Consider the following 16,580-nt stretch of genomic DNA (forward strand, 5'->3'; position numbering starts at 1 on the left):
CCCGTCTCAGCGGTGCCAAATTGCCAGAATCCGCAGGCCGTGACAGAAGCTCGGGCCATGAGCGAACGCGACCGAAAGCCACCTTTTCGCCGTCCGGGCGGTAAATTCTCCGGCAAACCGCGCGGATTCGAGCGCCCCCAGCCGTGGCGGGAGCGCGGTCAGGACTCGGATGGCCCCGTCATTCTCTATGGCTGGCACACCGTGACCCTGGCGCTGGCCAATCCGAAGCGGAGGATTCGCAAGCTTTACCTGACCGAGAACGCTGCCCGCCGGCTCGCCGACGAGGGGATCGAGACACGGGTGACGCCCGAGATCGTGCGTCCCAGCCAGATCGACCAGCGGCTCGGCCCGGACGCCGTGCACCAGGGCCTGTTGGCGGAGGCCGATCCCCTGCCCTCGCCGGACATCGACACGCTCGCCGCCGAGGGGCTGATCCTGGTGCTCGACCAGATCACCGACCCGCACAATGTCGGCGCCATCCTGCGCTCGGCGGCGGCGTTCGGCGTGAAGGCCGTCGTCACCACCGGGCGCCACAGCCCCGAGGCCACCGGCGTGCTGGCCAAGTCCGCCTCCGGCGCGCTGGAACTGGTGCCGATCGTCACGGTGCAGAACCTCGCCCGCGCGCTGACGCGGCTGAACGAACGCGGCTTTCAGACAGTGGGGCTGGACAGCGCGGGCGAGGAGGACATCGCGGCGGTCGCCTTGCGCGAGCCGCTCGCGCTGGTGCTCGGCGCCGAGGGCAAGGGCCTGCGGCAGTTGACGCGCGAGACCTGCAGCGTCGTGGCACGGCTCGACATGCCCGGCGCCATCAAGAGCCTCAACGTCTCCAATGCCGCCGTGCTCGCACTCTATGTCGGCGCGACCCGCATCGGATTGATGCCGAAATGACGAAGCGCCCGCGCGCATGCGGCGCGCGGGCGCTGGCGTGAACGAAGGTGCGGCTGATCAGTAGTAGCGGCGCAGCACGCGCTGGCCGTGATAATAAGGCGAGGCGCCCCAGCGATAGGCGGGGCGGGGCTGGGCATATACCACTTCGGGGGCGACGCGGGTCGCCTCATAAGCATGCCGGCGGTGGTGATAGCGATAGACCGGGAGCGCCTGCTCCTCATAGGCCGGATACGGCGCGAAGGCGCCGGGACCGCTGTAGGTCGGACCCTGGTTGACATAGTAGTACTGCCGCGTCGGCTCGGGCAGCCGCTCATAGCTCGCGCCGCAGGCACCGCAGCCGTGGCCATAGGTGTAGCCGGGCTGATAGAAGTATTGCGGCTGATACGTCACCGTGGGCTGGTAGGTCACGGTCGGCTGATAAGTGACCGTCGGCTGATAGGCGACCTGCGGCGCGCACGGCGTGGCGTAGCCGCACGGCGTGCAGGCGGAGGCGCCGCAGGCGGCGGCCGGCGCGCTGCCAGCGGCGGCCAGACCGGCAATGGCGACAAGTCCTGAAATTATTCCACGCATAACTCTCTCCTGTTGACCTATTTTTGCTTGATTTGACTGTTGATGGCGAGCTGCTCGCTAGCGGCGGTAGGCCGGCGGTGAATTAGAATACCCGCGCGGGCCGCCATCAGGCGGAGCCAGGATGACGGCAGGCGGATACATCGGCACCGCCGGCTCCGGCGGCTGCATCTGCGACTGGGCACCCCATGAGCGCGAATAGCTCTCGGCCGGCTTCGGCAGCTTGCGATCGGCCGGCGGCTCGATCTCCATGCGGCCATAGCCCGGCCTCGCTCCGAGAGTCGGATAGTAATGGCCGACATGGGGCTCGGGCTCGACCGGTCGACCGCCATAGATCGTCGGCTGCATGTAATTGCCCCTGCCAAGACCGTACTGGCCTTCGACAACGGCGTAGGACGCATCGATGCCGTTGATGACGACGGGCACGCCGGGCCGCTGCGGAATGACGATCTCGAAGCCTTCGCTGGCGAGCGCGGCGGAAGACGCTCCAATCAGAATCACAAGAGCCGTTGTAATACGCATGAATTCACGCCCCGGTTGCCATCCTACCAATACCGCAACGCGCGCCCCGATGGGTTAAACGCGCACATCAATCTGCTGGTAAGACTAACGCGCGAGCCACCATTCCGGGTTAAAGCCCCGGTGGGGTTCGAGCGCGAGGGTTAATGACTGATCATCAGCCGAGAGCGACAATACTGCCAGCATCAACCCCGCCTGCCCTGTCCGCGGGACTAACAGCCTTCGGGTCGGAGCAAGCCGGACCGCAACCGCTGCTCCGGCCTCGCAAAGCGATGGCCTCATGTCGTTCCAAAACATTCCCGGCGCGGCGGGAACGACGGGGCCGGCTTGCGCTTAGCAGGTGGGGCGCAACGACGGAGTATTCCATGACACGATTTGCTATTCTCGGGGCTGCTGTACTCGCAACGGCGCTCGCCGGCCCGGCCATGGCGCGCGACATGCATCACCGGCATATGAACCACCAGCAGGAAGGAATGATGCAGCATCGGCACATGGCCCGCCAGGACGGGGCGATGATGCAGCAGCGCACCGATGCCGGGTGGAATACCGGATGGAACAACAACGGCTGGGATCGCCGCAACAGCGGCTTCTGGCCGGCTGACGTCGCCGCTGGAGCGGTCGGCACCGCTGCTGGCATCGCAGGCGCAGCCATCGGAACCGCCGGCGCCATCGCCACGGCGCCGTTCCGGACCGCGGATGCCTATGCCTACAGTCCCGGCCCCTCTTACGGCCAACCGAGCTATGATCGCGGCCCGAACGGCTACTATGGCGACTGGAACAGCTACGCGACCCGCAACGGCCTGGTCTGCCGCCCCGGCACCATGTTCAAGGGCAGCGACGGGCTGATGCACATCTGCCAGTAAAGATCGCGCCGGAGCGGCTTCGATAATCGGCTCCGACAAGGGCGGCCCAACGGCCGCCCTTTTTGCTGGGTTGATGGGAGAGGCGGCCCTCACTCGGGGAGTAGCCGGACTGCATCAACTCTGGTAGGAACACCGCGCTTCGCGAGACCTCGTCGCAATCTGAGGACGAGATCTTCGCCACCAATGTGCATTCGCCGGCTTAGCTCAGCGGTAGAGCAGCGGTTTTGTAAACCGAAGGTCGGGGGTTCAATCCCCTCAGCCGGCACCAGCTTCCGTGAAGTTGGGATTTGCTGCGGCAATCGCTATCACCGGCCTTAGGCGTCAATTCACCCTCGTCCTGACCGCTGGCTTGGCGATACCGGTCGCCGACGGCGGCTTGGGCGCAGTCCACTCTGGATCCGGCAACGGCCCGCCGCCCTCGCCGGTCGCTCCGATGAGTTGGCCGGGCACCTGATCCGTCACCAGCACCCAGCCTTGCGTCGCGCAGAACAGCCCGAGCAGACAGCCCTTGACCGCCAGCATCTTCGGGCTCTCGCGCCAGATCGAGACGGCATAGGTCTTGCCGTCCTCGGCGTTGTAGACCTCGCCGCTGTGGCGGCCGTCGGCGTTCAGCTTCAGGCCGAGCAGCATCTGGTGGCCGAGCAGCAGACGGCCGCGCCTGGCCGGATCCGGATTCAGCCGGTCACGGAACGGCTGCCCCTTGGCATCCGCCGTCTCCTTCATCCAGACGATGTAGCCGCAGACGCGATCGGCCATGGCACCACAACGCTCGACGCGGACGCGGGCGCGGCCGTCCTCAGTCAACCATGTGCCGAGCGGATCGCTGACGGGGGCGGCGTGACCGCGGCCCTCCGCCATCGACAGCAGCAGGCTGACGACGATGCGCAGGCCAACGCGCAGAACGAATCTCAATGTCATGTCCAGGGACCCCGTTGTCTCCACGGCCTCGATCCACGCGCTCGTACGGCGAGATTGACGTCGCCAATGGCTGCCGGACATTTGCCGGTGCCCTCGATGCGAAAGCACGCGAAAGACGGCTGCGCGGCGGGCCGCCTTCTGGGGCCCCTTCGCATGCGTCTGCACTGCTCGCTCACTGGAGCTGCGCGACCAGGGCATCGGCCCCCTTGTCGATCCCGGCTTCTGCGGCCGCGAGCGCGCCGACGCTGGCCTTGATGTCATACGGAGAGGGATATTGCTTGCTGACGAAAGCGTTCAGCAGCCGCCCGCTCGCGGCATCGAAGATCTCGGCCGCGTAGAACACCGAGCCGGTCAGCAGCCCCTCGCCGTCGCGGGCGCTTTGCACACCGTTGTAGACGGCGCCGGCGAGATCGAAGCGCGAGGCGGTGCCGAGCACCGGCGTGTTGGCGACGGCGCCGGTCAGGGTAAGCCGCACGCGCAACGTGGCCGGCCCTCGCTGGCTCACGACCCGGAAGCGCGCCGACAGATTTTCCAGGAACCGCGACCGCATGTAGGCGGCGAGCCTCGCCTTGTCCTGCTCGGACATGTCGCCGAACTGGTGATCCCTGCCGCGATAGATCACGACCGGATCGAGCATCACCTTGTCATAGCTGCGCCAGTCCGCGGCAGCCGCGTAGCGGTACGGCACCCGCCCCGACAGGTCGGCGGAATTCGGCGCCAGATAACGCGCCGAGGCCACCTCGGAATAGGCCACCGGCGTCACCGTATTGCAGCCGGCGCAAAGACCCGCCGCGGCAATCGCCGCAAAGCCGGACACCCGGACTCGAATCGTCATTCCCTTTCTCCTCACCTGCGCGGCTTGTTGCGAAGCACAACCAGCGCCCAATCAATAAAACCGACCAGACGGTTTGTAAAGAAGCTCGGTGAAGATTGCGTTAATGTCTCGGTGGGATGCGACCCGGCGCCTGCCGAAGAAGCGGCTTTCGAGGCAGATCAGCGGTCGGACGGGACGCGGTGCTCGAACCCCGTCCATTGGCGGTCGTCGAGCAGGCGCGCAAACAGGCGGTCCAGGTCCGGCTGCTCCAGCGGCGAGACGCGCAGCATCGTCATCAACGCAAGCCCACGGGCCGCCGCCCATCTTAGGACCGCGAGATCGGCGTCCTCGGCCTCGCCGCGGATCTCGGCTACTCTCTCGGCATCCTTGGCACGGGCATCGGCCAGCAATCCCGGCTCCTGGGCGAGCGCGCCGAGCATGGCCTGCGCCACCGAATATTGCTGGGCGATCAGCTCCCGCGAGATCGCGATCTGCGTCGCGAGCTCGGGCTGATCAGCCGCTTTGCCGGCTTCAGCCCTGTATCTGCTGGCGAATTCGTCGAAATGCAGGAATTGCTGTTCCAGCAGAGCCTTGAGCACCGCTTCCTTGTTGGGGAACTGGTGCATCAGCCCGCCCTTGCTCAGCCCGCTCTCGCGGGCGATGGCGTCGAGCGTCAGCCGCCCCGGACCATCGCGGGCGATGATGGTAAGGGCGGCGGTGAGCGCGGCCTTGCGCGACCGCTCGGAGCGTGAAGGGTTGTCCATCAAAGACTGCGAAGTGCCCGGGCGGCGCACGAAGGTTGCGAGCAGGAAGATGCCCCGACACCGAGGCGGCTCCGTCATAGGGGCGAGCCACCCTCCTCTGTCAAGAAGAGCTCCGGAAAAAACCGCCGCGCCTCAGGAACCATCTGCGCGGGATTGAATTTCTGGTATCACCTTCCGCGGGTGGGGGACGAAACGAGTTCAGACTGTGGCAACATTGTTGTCACATCTCATCTAGAACTCCTGCTTATCCCCAGAAGTCACTGGTCTTCAACTTGATTTCGTCAGCCGCTTTTGTTGCAATTGAGGCATCGGGGGACAAGCGTCATGACGTGGAAGGAAGAGCGTGATGCACTGATCGCGCAGACCATGGCCTTCGTGCAGTCGGTCACCGGAAAGCCTGCCGACTTCGCCCAGTTCGAGCTGCCTGCCGTTCCAGCCGACACCCCCGCTACGCCGCAGCAGGCTGCGGTCGAGCGACCGACGCATGTCACCTTGGAGCGTGTGCTCGCCGCCCGAGCCGAAATCGGGGCATGGCGTGGCGGCAACGCGCAAGGCGAGATCCCCGGCGCGGTCGCGGAGGCTGCAAGGCCGAGTGCGCCCCACTCCATCGCGTCCGAGGCTTCGTCCTCAGCCCTGAGCCCAGCCCCCCCGGAGCGTTTCACGAGCATCGCCTCGCAGCTCGATCTGCAGCGCGACATGCAGGCAGAGATTCGTGCCCGAGTTGCTCGCTTCCGGGCCCACCAGGAGCGCTTCAACCGGGAGCGCCAGGAATATTTCAGCGCGACACTCGCGCGCCTGAAAGCATCGGCCGAACGGAGCGCCCTCCCTGAGGACTAAAGCCGGCCGCGCCAGAGGTGCACAACGGCCGAGAGTGCACAAAAGAACGAATCCCGCAATCGACGCGCCCGCTCACAGCCAGGCGCACAGCAGCGCCACATTGGCGACGAAGGCGAGCAGCAGCCCAAAGGCGAGCGTCAGCTGGATCCGCCCGCAAAAGATGTGGAGATCGGTTCCCATGAGCTTAACCATCTGGCGATTCTAGCCCCGGAGTCCCACGGATTCTTTTTTCAAAAATTTAGGACTCGTTTACGACTCGGCCGCGCCGAAAAGGCCCCTTTCCTGCCCCAGGCGCGCCAGTGTCTCGCTACACGTGCCGTTCATTCTCGGTTCATCCTTCGCTTCTCTGGAGCTGCTTGGAATGCCCTACGCGCTATTTTGCAACGACGCCAAGTTGAGCAAAGCCTATCCGACCGAGGGGGATGTCTGGCGGCTGGCGCGGCAGAGCGGGCTTGTGGTGGACGTGATGATCAATGCGCGATCGACCGCGCATCTGCAGCTCGACAATGATTACGAGATCAGACCCTGCGCCGCCGAGCCCGAGGAAGATCCCTGGCAGAACCGTGCCGAGGCCGAGCAGGAGTTCAACATCCCGTTCGCATCCTGACCGGCTGCGGCGGAAGCCCGCCTTGGGTCACACGCGGCAGAAGAGATGCACGCCGTTATGCCCGTCCGCTCCCGCGGACGGCTTGCTTTCATCAAAGATTTTTCGACAGACAGACCCGCGATCAGCGGGCAGCCGGAGCTGCAGCTGGAAGGTCGCCATGAAGCCCGTTCTCAGGGCGTCGCCGTCGCCAGCGATACCGTCTCGGCCGGAAGGGCGACACAGGCGCGCTTGCGGCTGACACCGCGGATCGCACCGGTCACCTTCAGAACCTTGCCCGACGGGCAGGACGCGGTTTGCACCAGCGCCACCTCGTAGGGGGCCAGCATCAACGGTTCGGACTTCAGAACGGTCTGGGCGGAGCACGGCAAAACAGCCGCCGACAACAACAGCACGGACACCAAGATACGCATGTGGGATGATCCATCAAACCAGCGGACTGATAATATCAACTGATGGCGAAAGTTTCACGAAGGTTTGAAAATTTTTTTGCACTGCGTGAGCGATCCCGAAACCATCGACGGCCAACCGCCGGATAGCAATACACCCGCACCAGATGGCGCGGGCGTGTTGGAAGTGAGGCGTGAACCGGTCCCCGCCGGGAGCCGCCGGCCGCGGGCTCGGTGACCGCGCTTAGTACTTGCTGGCGGCCGGTCCGCCCCAGCCGAAGCGGTAGTTCACGCCGACCTTGACCGTGTGCTCGTCGCTGTTGAAGCGGCTGCCCACAACCGGAGTCGGTCCACCCGTGAAGGTCGTATTGCCGAAATTGTAATATTGATACTCGGCCTTGGCCGACCAGTTCGGTGCGAACATGTATTCGAGGCCGGCACCGACGGTGTAGCCATCCTTGGTATTGCCCGACGTGGTGAAGCCCGTCGGCACGCCAGCGACGCTCACCCCGAGATTGTTGCCGTCCCGCCAGGCGTAGCCGCCCTTGGCATAGAGCAAGGCCGGTCCCCAGGTGTAGCCAAGACGGCCGGTGACCGAGCCGAGCTGGTTGGCGCCGGTCGAGGTCACGACCGCAGCCCCCGGGAAGCCGAAATTGGTCGTGTTGCGATCCATCCAGCTGTACTGGGCTTCGATGCCGAGCACCCAGTTCGGGGCAAACTGGTAGTCGAAGCCGCCCTGCACGCCGCCGAGGAAGCGGCCGTTGTTGCCTTCCAGGCTGCTATTGCCCGCGAAGGCGCCACCAAGGTGACCACCGAGATAGAAGCCGGTCCAGTTGTAGATCGCCTGGGGCGGCGTGTAGACGGGCGCCTTGGTGTAGGTGCGCGGAGGCATGTCGGCGGCGAAAGCCGGGGCAGCCAATGTGGTCAGGGCCACTGCACTGAATAAAAACCGCTTCATGGGACGTCCCCGTTATTCGTCTGCGACATCTATCGAACATCATGGCCGCATTTGGGTTGCCCGGCGGCGGTGACACAGCTGTGATTGCTGCTGCGGTGTCACCAGAGGGCAACAAAGGCCTTTTGTTCCATAGGCTTCCCGAATATTTCGTGAAGCTGACGCCGCGCCCGATATTTGGTCGCCGCGAGGCGGCAAAGCGTTCGGGCCATCCCCGATTTGTGATCGGGCAAGCCGCTTGGCAAGGTGCTGCGACGACGTGGCAGGCGGCCGAAGACGTCGCGGCCTAACGCGTGAGGCCGGCAAGCTCCGGGAATGGCGCGTAGGTCGACCCGGCACAGACCTCGCCTGCATCCTCGACCAGACGATCGAACCGGCCGTCGACGAACACCGCCGCGCGCTCCTGCGCCGGACGGTAGCTGCCGTCGGACTCGCGCGCCGCATAGCGGAGGCAGCTCACATAGCGCAGCCGGCCACCGACCGTCCGTTGCACCGGCTCCGCCATGACGCCGTCGCGCACCCCGACCGGATTGTTCAGGTAGGTCCTGAGATAGGACAGGATCTCGCTGCGGTGGTTGGCCGGAAACGGCTGGCTGCCGACGCCACGATCGCCGGTGTAGGAGATGCCGCGATTGTCCTCGCTCATGAACGCGGCGGGACCTCCGCTGGCGCACCCCGCCAACAGCAGCGCCAGCGCGGTTGCCGGCCACCAGCTCGTTCTCCCCATCCCCAAGGCGCCCAACTCTTGAAAGCCAATCCCGCGGCCGTTCTAGCTCAAAGCCGGAGGCCGGGAAATCCGTCCCGGCTCACGCCTTCGTCAAGCCGCTGCCGCCGGAGCGCTCTGGCGCGCTCCGGCGGTCAACGACCAGATCGGCTCTGCGTGACCTTGGCCGGATCAGCCGCGGCGGGTCGCCGGCGTCACGCGCTTGAAGCTCACCTTGTTGTGATGGCTGAGATGCGCCACGTGGCGATGCTTGTGGCGGACAAGCGAGGCATGCGGCTTGGTCTTCGTCTTGCCGACGGTGGGCTTCATCTCGTTCGCCTTGTCGCCGGCCTGCGTCGCGCCCGGCTTGGTGGCGTCGGTCTTGGCCGCATCGGTCTTGCTCACATCGGTCTTCGCGGTGCCAGTGGTCTGGCTGGACTTCGCGGACGTGTCGGTTTTTGCAGGACCAGCAGCGAACGCGGGCGCAGCCAGGATCGACGCGGCGAGCAGAGCAACAGACATTGACTTCAGCATGGTCGTCTCCGTGATGTGAAGATCTGGAGGCACCATCCAGTCTGGATGGGCTCGTGATCATGGAGGCGACGATAGGGAACCGGCACTGAACCGCCCCTGAAGTAAAGTGGTGTTTTCAGTTCATGGACATGAAGGGATAGTCATCGAAGTGACTGGTCTGTCATCATGTCGTCCGTATAATGCACCGATCGCGGCGCAAAATCCGCGCAAATGGCCGGGAATATTTCGCAGCTGCGGGAGTTCTTCTCCGTACGCAGTCACCTGTTGGATCGACAACTCGGGAGATACGAATGAAAAAGTCTGCGATCAGGATTGCCACGCTGGCGCTGTTCTCGATGGCCGTGGCCTCCGGGCCGCTGCTTCTGTCGAAGGCCTATGCCGCGGGCAGCGATACCCCCTCGTCGCCGCCGGCGTCGGATTCGTCCAAGAAGAAGAAGGACAAGAGCTCGAGCATCGAAGATCCGAAGTTCCTCGCAGCCTATCGCACGGCCTACACCTCGATCTATGATCGTGGCGACTACACCACCGCGATCCAGCAGCTCAAGGCGCTGAACCGCGAGGACGTCGCCGACGTCGCCAATCTGATCGGCTACTCCTACCGCAAGCTCGGCAACTACCAGGCCTCGAAGCAGTACTACGAGCAGGCCCTGGCGGACGATCCGAACCACGTGCGCACCTGGCAGTATTATGGCCTGTGGCAGCTCGAACAGGGCAACCGCGAGCAGGCCAAGTACCACCTCGACAAGGTGGCGCAGCTCGCCGGCACCAACAGCGCAGAATATCGCTCGCTGGCCGACGCGCTCGAGAAGCAGCCGGGCACCGGCCTCGTCTACTAAGACGCGATCGGACCAGATCCGATCTCGACAGTGGCGCAACCCGAAGGGGTTGCGCCATTTTCTTTGTCCGCTGCCCTTCGTCCGCTATGGATGGGATGTCGTGCAGTCCATTTTCATCACGTCTTTTGAACGGGAGATTGCTCGTGGAGTCCTGGCTGGGCGCAGCACTCGATTACATCAAGGATTGGCTGGCCTTTCAGGTCGCCGTTTCGGAGCAACCCGGCTGCATCCTTGCGATTGCCCATCGCGGTGAGATCGTCCTGGAGGCGGCCTATGGCCACGCCAATCTCGACAGCGGCGAGAAGCTGACGCCGCGGCACCGCTTCCGTATCGCCTCGCACACCAAGGCGTTCACCGCCGCCGGAATCATGCGCCTGCGCGAGCAGAAGCGGTTGAAGCTGGACGATCCGGTCGGCGGCTACGTCAAGGATTTGCATCCGGATGTCGCCACAGCAACATTGAACCAGCTGCTGTCGCACACGGCAGGCCTGATCCGCGACGGCAAGGATTCCGGCCAGTTCACCGACGGCCGATCCTATCTCGACAAGGACGAGCTGCTGGCCGAGCTGAAGCAGCCGCCGGCGATCGATCCCAACAGCCGGTTCAAATATTCCAACCATGGCTACGGCCTGCTCGGCCTGGTCATCGAGACGATCACCGGCGAGCCCTACCCGGCCTGGCTGCAGCGCGAGATCATGACGCCGCTGGCCTTGCGCGAAAGCGCGCCCGACATGACGCTGCTCGGCAAGGGTGTCCCGTTCGCGCGCGGGCATTCGCGCATCGTGCCCGTGGGCCGCCGGGTCGTGATTCCCGGCGACAATCCGACCAACGCGATCATGGCGGCCGCCGGCATCGTCGCGACCGCGGCCGACACCGCTCGCTTCTTCGCCCAGCTTGCCCCGAATGCGAAGAAGAGCCTGCTGTCGGTCGCAAGCCGCCGCGAGATGATCCGCCGCCAATGGCGCGTGCCCCAGGACGTCGAAGAGGCCTATTACGGCCTGGCGCTCATGAGCGGGACAACGGCCGGCTTCGACTGGTTCGGCCATGGCGGCGGCTTCCAGGGCTACATCTCGCGAACGTCGGTCATTCCCGCGCGCGAAATTGCGATCACCGTATTGACCAATGCCGTCGACGGCTGGGCGCCCGGCTGGGCCAACGGCGTCAAGTTCATCCTGCAGGCCTTCGCCACCCATGGCGCGCCGTCGCGCAAGACGCGCGATTGGACCGGCCGCTGGTGGACGCTGTGGGGCGCAGTCGATCTCGTCCCGTTCGGCGAGCAGGTCATGGTCGCCAATCCGGTGTTCATCAACCCGTTCCTCGATGCCGCCCGCATCGAGGTGACCGGACGCGACACCGGGCGCATCGTGCAGGCGGCCGGCTATGCCAGCCATGGCGAGGCGGTCAGGCGCGTGCGCACCAAGTCCGGCGTCGGCGAGATCTGGCTCGCCGGCGCACGGATACGGCCCGAGCGCGTCGTGAAGGCCGAGATGGAGCGGAAGTATCCGAAGGGCCGGCGCAAGAAGGACTCATAGCCCGGGTGTCGCTGCACTCATCGGGCCTCCTCCCTGCCCTCCTTCATCAACGCCTCGGCCTCACCGCGGAACGCTTTCCGCGCATCGTCGCGGGAATAGAACATGTGCCCGCCCGGATAGACCACGAGCTTGACCCGCGGCGGTCGCGCGAAGGCCGGCAATTGGTCGAGCAGTATCTTCGAGCCGTAATACGGCGTGGCGAGATCGAACAGGCCGTGGCCGACCAGCAGCTTCAGCTTGGGATCGAGCGCGAGGATCTGCCGGAGCTCGCCGGTGGACTCCGGCGGGCTGATGCTCCGGCCGAAATCCCATGACCGGTTCACGGCCCCGCTCAGCAGCTCGTAGGAGCCGTCGGGGTGCCAGTTCAGCCTGCGCGTCAGCTCAACCGCGGCACTGGTCAGCGGCGCGGTCAGCACATCCCCGGATGGATCGGAGCTGCGTGAACGACTCGAATCCGGATAGGGATCGATGCCAAGCACCGAGCCGTCATAGCGTCCGGCGATGCGGCCGTTCTTGCGGTCGAACTCGCGGCGAAACTCCGAGACGTCGAACCGGCCGGCCAGCCTGCGGCTGACCGCCTGGTCGATGCCGGTGAGGCTCGCGACCCTGTCGGCGAGCCGGTTGGTCGCTTCCGTATCGGCCTCGCCCTTGACGAGGTCGAGCAGGAAGTCGCCGCTGGCGTAGCGCTCGACGTCGGCAAGATCGGCGCGGGTGACCGGCCCCTTCACCTGCTTAGCGACGGCGGCATAGCTTGGCAGGCTCGCGACATATTGCATCAGGCTCGAGCCGGAATAATCGCGAAAGTCCATCAATGGTGAGAGCAGGATCAGGCCGCTGACGCCGATCCCCTGGTCATGTTGAAGGTTGTTGACGATCTTCGGACCGCGAATGCCGCCATAGCTCTCGGCCGTGATGAATTTGGGCGAGGCGAGCCGGTCGTGCTTCTCCAGCCAGCGACGCACCACGAGCGACAGCGAGCGCACGTCGCCGTCGACCGAGAAGAACCGTTTGCGCACCTCGTCGCCGGTCGCGACGAAACGGCTGTAGCCGGTCCCGACAGGATCGATGAACACGAGATCGGTAAAGTCGAGCCAGGTGTCGGCATTGGGCATCAGCTCCGGCTTCGACGAGGGCGTCACGCTGGCCGCATCGATTCCGATCCGCCACGGACCGGCATTGCCGAGCTGCAGATAGGCGGACGAGGCACCCGGCCCGCCGTTGAAGAAGAAGGTCACCGGGCGGCTGGCGCGATCGGCCCCATCGAGCTGATAGGAGGTGTAGGCGATGTCGACCTGCGGCTCACTCTTGTCGTCGAACAGGCGGATCGAACCGGCAGTCGCCGTGAACGACAGCGTGCGATCGGGCAGCTCGAGCTTTTGGGTCGTGGTGGAGTCCGCCGGGAGCTTGTGCTGCTCGGCTGCCGATGGCGAGCTCGGCGGGCTTGCGGCGCGATTGCCGGCCGATCCGGTTCGGTGCGCGCCGGGAGCCGTGGTGTCCTGCGCCGCCGGCGGCGCGTCCTGCGCGTATACGGCTTGGCCGGCGAGCAGCGCCGTCAAGGTCAGGGCCATCACACGTGACCACACGACGGACGATCTCGAACCTGCCATCAACTCACTCCCTGGACGATGGATTGGCGCAACGCGCTACCCTTTATCGCTTGCTTTACAGACGCATGAACCGCGGCTTGGGACCAAGCTCAACCAACTCTTCCGTGATCCAGGTCACATCCGGAGCAGTGCCCGTTCTTCGTAAGGTGTGTTATGGGCTCGAACCTCTCCATCGCCTCCGGCGTCCCACCACTGGGACACCCAGGTTTGGGCCAAGAGGCGCGCCGCCGATTGCGATCACGGAGTTCATCATGAAGTTGCCGACGCTCATCATCGCAGCCCTCACCGGGCTCGCCGGACCGGCCATGATTGGACCGCCGGCGGCCTGGGCCGGTCCGCCGGCGGCGCTGGTCGAGGACGTCCAGGGGGATGTGGCCGGCGCCGAGCTGATGGACTATGTCGCGCCCGGCCAGGTGATCAAGCTCGGCCCGGATGGCGCCGTGGTGATGAGCTACCTCAAATCGTGCCGGCGCGAGACGGTCAACGGCGCCGGCAGTGTCACCGTCGGCCCCGGCGAAAGCACGGTCGACGGCGCGACGCTCAAGAGCGACATCGTCAATTGCGACGCCAGCCATGCGCAGGCCACCTCGCGTGAGACCAGCGAGGTCGCGGCCACGATCGTGCGCAGCGTCGGGCCGGACAGCGTGCCGGTGGCGCAGGCGATCATCTACAGCGCGTCGCCTATCTTCGAGGCCAAGGGGCGCGGCACGCTGATCGTCGAGCGGCTCGACCAGCCCGGCGAGCGCCAGCAGGTCGAGCTCTCGGGCCGGCAGTACAAGGGACGATTCTACGATTTCGCCGGCACCAGTCACCCGCTCACGCCCGGCGGCACCTATGTCGCGAGCTTCAGCAACTTGCGCATCGTGTTCAAGGTCGACGCACAGGCCAAGGCGGGCCCAGGCCCTGCGGTCGGGCGATTGATCCGGTTCAACTGAGACCGAAGGCTCCCGTCGGTGGCGATCGGACGCCGGACGCGCGACGCGCTTGCCGTCATCGCCATCGCGCTGGCGTGCGCGGGCCTGTTCGTGTCGCCCCTCTTCGAGCGCGGCCGCGGCCTGTCGCTGGATGCGCTGACATGGCTGCGCTTCGAGACCTTCGGCAACCGCCACGATGCAGCAGCGAGTCCGGCGGTGGTGATCGCGGTCGACGAGGAGAGCTACCAGGCGCCCCCCTTCAAGGGCGCGCCGCTGTTGACCTGGACCGGCGAGATCGGGCGCGTGCTGACGGCCGTCCTCGACGGCGGCGCCAAGGTGGTCGGCTTCGACATCGTGTTCCAGACTTCGATCGAGCAGTCGGAGATTCCGCTCGGCGACAGCACTCTCGGCGAGAAGACGCGCGGCTTCGATCGCGACTTCCTGCGCGCGCTCGCTGCCGCGGCCGCCGGCGGCAAGGTGGTGCTGGGCGAGATTTTTGCCGAGCCGCCGATCCTGCCCGCGCCCGGCCAGCGCATCGCGGTGCGCCAGCAGCAGAACCTTCGTCCGCTCAACACCTATACCGACAGCGATGATGTCGTCCGCCGCCATCCGCTGACGCTGTCGGTCGATGGCAAGGCAGTTCCGAGCATGGCGCTGGAATTGGCGGGGCGCGCAACCGGCACCGCGCCGGTCATTGCCGCTGATGGCGTCACACTCGGTGAGTACAAGGTGCCCGGCAGCGTGCCGGGCACCATGACCCTGAATTTCGCCGGCGGCGCCCAGGACATCCCGACGTACTCGTTCGCCGATTTGCGCGCCTGCGCGCTCAAGGGCGACAAGGACTATTTCCGCCGCGAGTTCGCCGGCAAGGTCGTCCTGCTTGGCACCGTCGGGATCGAGGATCGGCGGCTCACCTCGAAGCGCTTCGCGACCCGCGCCGAGGGCGCGCGCCGGCCGCGCTGCGTGCTGGACGAGCGCAGGATCACCGAGACGTTCGCCCGCAGCACCATTGCCGGCGTCTACATCCACGCCACGGCGGTGAACAATCTGGTGCGGCAGGACGCAGCCACCGAGCTCGGACGCCCAGCTATCTTCGCCATCGCCGCAACCATCGCCCTGTTGGCTGCGCTGCTCGCGCGATTGCTGCGCCCCGCCTCTGCAGCGGCCATCCTGGCAGGGCTCGCGCTGCTCTACACCGCGCTCGCCACCGCCCTCTTCGACCATGCCTACGCGCTGCCCTTGGTGGAGCCGCTCGCGGCCGGCGTGCTCGCGCTGGCTGCGACCACCGGCTATCGCTTCATGGTCACCGACAAGGACCGCAGGCTGCTGCAGAAGAGCTTTGCCTATTATCTCGCACCGCACGAGATCGACCGCATGCTGGCCTCGCGCCGGCTGCCGCAGCTCGGCGGCGAGACCCGCGAGGTCACCGTATTCTTCTCCGACATCGAGGGCTTCTCGCGCCTCGCCGAGCAGATGACGCCGGAGCAGCTCATGGCGCTCACCAATGAATATCTCTCGGCCATGACCGACGTCATCGAAAGCCACGACGGCTATGTCGACAAATACATCGGCGACTCCGTGGTCGCCGTGTTCGGCGCTCCGCTCGACGATCCCGACCATGCACGCAGCGCGGCGCGTGCGGCGCTCGACTGCAAGGCGAAGCTCGCCGAGCTCAACCTGATGTCGACGGCATTCCAGGGCATCAAGGTGGCGCAGCGCATCGGCATCAACAGCGGCGCCGCGCTGGTCGGCAATTTCGGCTCGCAACGTCGCTTCAACTATTCCGTCATGAGCGACGCCGTGAACGTGGCCTCGCGGCTCGAGGGCGCCAACAAATTCTACGGCACCACGATCATTGCCTCCGAGAGCACGGTGACGCTCGCCGGAAACGAGTTTACCTGGCGCGAGCTCGACACGATCCGGGTCAAGGGTCGCGAGCAGTCGCTGAAGATCTACGAGCTGCATGGCCGCGCAGCCGAGCTCACGCCGGAGGAACAGGCCCTCCTCACCGGCTATGCCGCAGGCCTCGCGCATTGGCGCGCCGGCGAGCTGCCGCAAGCGGTCGACTGCTTCGCGCGGGGCGCACGGAGCGATGCTCCAAGCCACTTCTTCGCGGAGCGCGTGAAATCAACCTTGGGGACCGGCTCCTTGGCCTGGGACCCCGTGCGCAGCCTGCAGGAAAAATGACGCGGCGATGACGGCCGCGCGTGCGCGCACTTCCGGGCCATATCAGCCTCATCCCGGCCCCATTGCCCCAGGATACCGGCCGCGATGGACAAGCACGGGCAAGGTCGGCTAGACGACACGGCGCCTGTCACCGGCCAACCGACCAGCGA

General features: G+C 65.7%; 19 protein-coding genes and 1 tRNA gene. 9 read left to right on the top strand and 11 right to left on the bottom strand.

All coding sequences use genetic code 11. The annotated features are described in order from the left end of the window. Positions 1-57: 57 nt before the first annotated feature. A complete protein-coding gene (gene rlmB, locus QX132_RS22590) occupies positions 58-888 on the top strand; it encodes a 23S rRNA (guanosine(2251)-2'-O)-methyltransferase RlmB (protein ID WP_315737540.1) in 831 nt (276 codons plus the stop codon). Positions 889-945: 57 nt separating this feature from the next. Here the strand turns inward: rlmB and QX132_RS22595 are convergent, their stop codons facing one another. Both QX132_RS22595 and QX132_RS22600 read right to left on the bottom strand, forming a co-directional pair. Then, positions 946-1,458 carry a hypothetical protein gene (locus QX132_RS22595; RefSeq protein WP_315780763.1) on the bottom strand — a complete coding sequence of 171 codons (513 nt, stop codon included), beginning with the start codon at positions 1,456-1,458 and terminating at the stop codon, positions 946-948. Between the two features lie 57 nt (positions 1,459-1,515). Next, on the bottom strand, positions 1,516-1,977 hold the full coding sequence (locus tag QX132_RS22600; protein WP_315780761.1) for a hypothetical protein: 462 nt from the start codon (positions 1,975-1,977) through the stop codon (positions 1,516-1,518). A gap of 362 nt (positions 1,978-2,339) precedes the next feature. Between QX132_RS22600 and QX132_RS22605 the strand changes: the two genes are divergently transcribed. After that, positions 2,340-2,837 (top strand): hypothetical protein, encoded by a 498-nt coding sequence (locus QX132_RS22605; protein ID WP_315780759.1) that lies wholly within the window; start codon positions 2,340-2,342, stop codon positions 2,835-2,837. Positions 2,838-3,030: 193 nt separating this feature from the next. Then, a tRNA-Thr gene (locus QX132_RS22610) sits at positions 3,031-3,105 on the top strand. A 53-nt stretch (positions 3,106-3,158) separates the two neighbouring features. Here the strand turns inward: QX132_RS22610 and QX132_RS22615 are convergent. The 3 genes from QX132_RS22615 to QX132_RS22625 all read right to left on the bottom strand — a co-directional run bounded on the left by QX132_RS22615 (position 3,159) and on the right by QX132_RS22625 (position 5,363). Next, positions 3,159-3,755, bottom strand: coding sequence for a DUF2147 domain-containing protein (locus tag QX132_RS22615; RefSeq protein WP_316162939.1), 597 nt, complete (start codon positions 3,753-3,755; stop codon positions 3,159-3,161). 172 nt (positions 3,756-3,927) lie between these two features. Continuing rightward, positions 3,928-4,590 (bottom strand): DUF3313 domain-containing protein, encoded by a 663-nt coding sequence (locus QX132_RS22620; RefSeq protein WP_316162940.1) that lies wholly within the window; start codon positions 4,588-4,590, stop codon positions 3,928-3,930. 158 nt (positions 4,591-4,748) lie between these two features. Continuing rightward, positions 4,749-5,363, bottom strand: a complete 615-nt coding sequence (locus QX132_RS22625) for a TetR/AcrR family transcriptional regulator (RefSeq protein WP_316162941.1) — start codon at positions 5,361-5,363, stop codon at positions 4,749-4,751. A gap of 294 nt (positions 5,364-5,657) precedes the next feature. On the opposite strand from QX132_RS22625, the gene QX132_RS22630 reads away from it, so the two are divergent. Beyond that, positions 5,658-6,170 (top strand): hypothetical protein, encoded by a 513-nt coding sequence (locus QX132_RS22630; protein WP_315737534.1) that lies wholly within the window; start codon positions 5,658-5,660, stop codon positions 6,168-6,170. A 72-nt stretch (positions 6,171-6,242) separates the two neighbouring features. On the opposite strand, the gene QX132_RS22635 is transcribed toward QX132_RS22630, so the two are convergent. Further along, positions 6,243-6,362 (bottom strand): glucose transporter, encoded by a 120-nt coding sequence (locus QX132_RS22635; protein ID WP_315737533.1) that lies wholly within the window; start codon positions 6,360-6,362, stop codon positions 6,243-6,245. Between the two features lie 169 nt (positions 6,363-6,531). Between QX132_RS22635 and QX132_RS22640 the strand changes: the two genes are divergently transcribed. Beyond that, entirely contained in the window at positions 6,532-6,777 is a 246-nt protein-coding gene (locus tag QX132_RS22640) for a hypothetical protein (RefSeq protein WP_315714645.1), read from the top strand. A 170-nt stretch (positions 6,778-6,947) separates the two neighbouring features. Here the strand turns inward: QX132_RS22640 and QX132_RS22645 are convergent, their stop codons facing one another. The 4 genes from QX132_RS22645 to QX132_RS22660 all read right to left on the bottom strand — a co-directional run bounded on the left by QX132_RS22645 (position 6,948) and on the right by QX132_RS22660 (position 9,355). Further along, positions 6,948-7,187, bottom strand: a complete 240-nt coding sequence (locus QX132_RS22645; RefSeq protein WP_315737532.1) for a DUF6719 family protein — start codon at positions 7,185-7,187, stop codon at positions 6,948-6,950. A 220-nt stretch (positions 7,188-7,407) separates the two neighbouring features. After that, positions 7,408-8,121 (bottom strand): porin family protein, encoded by a 714-nt coding sequence (locus QX132_RS22650; protein ID WP_316162942.1) that lies wholly within the window; start codon positions 8,119-8,121, stop codon positions 7,408-7,410. A 283-nt stretch (positions 8,122-8,404) separates the two neighbouring features. Then, positions 8,405-8,851, bottom strand: a complete 447-nt coding sequence (locus tag QX132_RS22655) for a hypothetical protein (protein ID WP_316162943.1) — start codon at positions 8,849-8,851, stop codon at positions 8,405-8,407. 162 nt (positions 8,852-9,013) lie between these two features. Then, a complete protein-coding gene (locus QX132_RS22660; RefSeq protein WP_315771107.1) occupies positions 9,014-9,355 on the bottom strand; it encodes a hypothetical protein in 342 nt (113 codons plus the stop codon). A gap of 290 nt (positions 9,356-9,645) precedes the next feature. On the opposite strand from QX132_RS22660, the gene QX132_RS22665 reads away from it, so the two are divergent. Together QX132_RS22665 and QX132_RS22670 are read left to right on the top strand one after the other, a co-directional pair. Then, positions 9,646-10,191, top strand: coding sequence for a tetratricopeptide repeat protein (locus QX132_RS22665; protein WP_316162944.1), 546 nt, complete (start codon positions 9,646-9,648; stop codon positions 10,189-10,191). 143 nt (positions 10,192-10,334) lie between these two features. After that, on the top strand, positions 10,335-11,723 hold the full coding sequence (locus QX132_RS22670) for a serine hydrolase domain-containing protein (protein WP_316162945.1): 1,389 nt from the start codon (positions 10,335-10,337) through the stop codon (positions 11,721-11,723). Positions 11,724-11,740: 17 nt separating this feature from the next. Here QX132_RS22670 and QX132_RS22675 read toward each other — a convergent pair whose 3' ends face one another. After that, a complete protein-coding gene (locus tag QX132_RS22675) occupies positions 11,741-13,330 on the bottom strand; it encodes a S10 family serine carboxypeptidase-like protein (RefSeq protein WP_316162946.1) in 1,590 nt (529 codons plus the stop codon). Positions 13,331-13,581: 251 nt separating this feature from the next. Between QX132_RS22675 and QX132_RS22680 the strand changes: the two genes are divergently transcribed. Beyond that, positions 13,582-14,265, top strand: a complete 684-nt coding sequence (locus QX132_RS22680) for a hypothetical protein (RefSeq protein WP_316162947.1) — start codon at positions 13,582-13,584, stop codon at positions 14,263-14,265. Positions 14,266-14,283: 18 nt separating this feature from the next. Continuing rightward, complete coding sequence (locus QX132_RS22685) at positions 14,284-16,431, top strand: adenylate/guanylate cyclase domain-containing protein (protein ID WP_316162948.1); 2,148 nt, start codon at positions 14,284-14,286, stop codon at positions 16,429-16,431. Positions 16,432-16,580: the final 149 nt, after the last annotated feature.

Origin of the sequence: Bradyrhizobium sp. SZCCHNRI20481, from assembly GCF_032485055.1 — a bacterium.
Classification (GTDB): domain Bacteria; phylum Pseudomonadota; class Alphaproteobacteria; order Rhizobiales; family Xanthobacteraceae; genus Bradyrhizobium.

Excerpts from the sequence above, each read along its gene's own strand:
- QX132_RS22605 (WP_315780759.1), top strand. The coding sequence starts at position 2,340 with ATGACACGATTTGCTATTCTCGGGGCTGCTGTACTCGCAACGGCGCTC.
- rlmB (WP_315737540.1), top strand. The coding sequence starts at position 58 with ATGAGCGAACGCGACCGAAAGCCACCTTTTCGCCGTCCGGGCGGTAAA.
- QX132_RS22620 (WP_316162940.1), bottom strand. The coding sequence starts at position 4,590 with ATGACGATTCGAGTCCGGGTGTCCGGCTTTGCGGCGATTGCCGCGGCG.
- QX132_RS22600 (WP_315780761.1), bottom strand. The coding sequence starts at position 1,977 with ATGCGTATTACAACGGCTCTTGTGATTCTGATTGGAGCGTCTTCCGCC.
- QX132_RS22645 (WP_315737532.1), bottom strand. The coding sequence starts at position 7,187 with ATGCGTATCTTGGTGTCCGTGCTGTTGTTGTCGGCGGCTGTTTTGCCG.
- QX132_RS22660 (WP_315771107.1), bottom strand. The coding sequence starts at position 9,355 with ATGCTGAAGTCAATGTCTGTTGCTCTGCTCGCCGCGTCGATCCTGGCT.
- QX132_RS22615 (WP_316162939.1), bottom strand. The coding sequence starts at position 3,755 with ATGACATTGAGATTCGTTCTGCGCGTTGGCCTGCGCATCGTCGTCAGC.
- QX132_RS22635 (WP_315737533.1), bottom strand. The coding sequence starts at position 6,362 with ATGGTTAAGCTCATGGGAACCGATCTCCACATCTTTTGCGGGCGGATC.
- QX132_RS22665 (WP_316162944.1), top strand. The coding sequence starts at position 9,646 with ATGAAAAAGTCTGCGATCAGGATTGCCACGCTGGCGCTGTTCTCGATG.
- QX132_RS22650 (WP_316162942.1), bottom strand. The coding sequence starts at position 8,121 with ATGAAGCGGTTTTTATTCAGTGCAGTGGCCCTGACCACATTGGCTGCC.
- QX132_RS22675 (WP_316162946.1), bottom strand. The coding sequence starts at position 13,330 with ATGGCAGGTTCGAGATCGTCCGTCGTGTGGTCACGTGTGATGGCCCTG.
- QX132_RS22595 (WP_315780763.1), bottom strand. The coding sequence starts at position 1,458 with ATGCGTGGAATAATTTCAGGACTTGTCGCCATTGCCGGTCTGGCCGCC.
- QX132_RS22680 (WP_316162947.1), top strand. The coding sequence starts at position 13,582 with ATGAAGTTGCCGACGCTCATCATCGCAGCCCTCACCGGGCTCGCCGGA.
- QX132_RS22640 (WP_315714645.1), top strand. The coding sequence starts at position 6,532 with ATGCCCTACGCGCTATTTTGCAACGACGCCAAGTTGAGCAAAGCCTAT.
- QX132_RS22630 (WP_315737534.1), top strand. The coding sequence starts at position 5,658 with ATGACGTGGAAGGAAGAGCGTGATGCACTGATCGCGCAGACCATGGCC.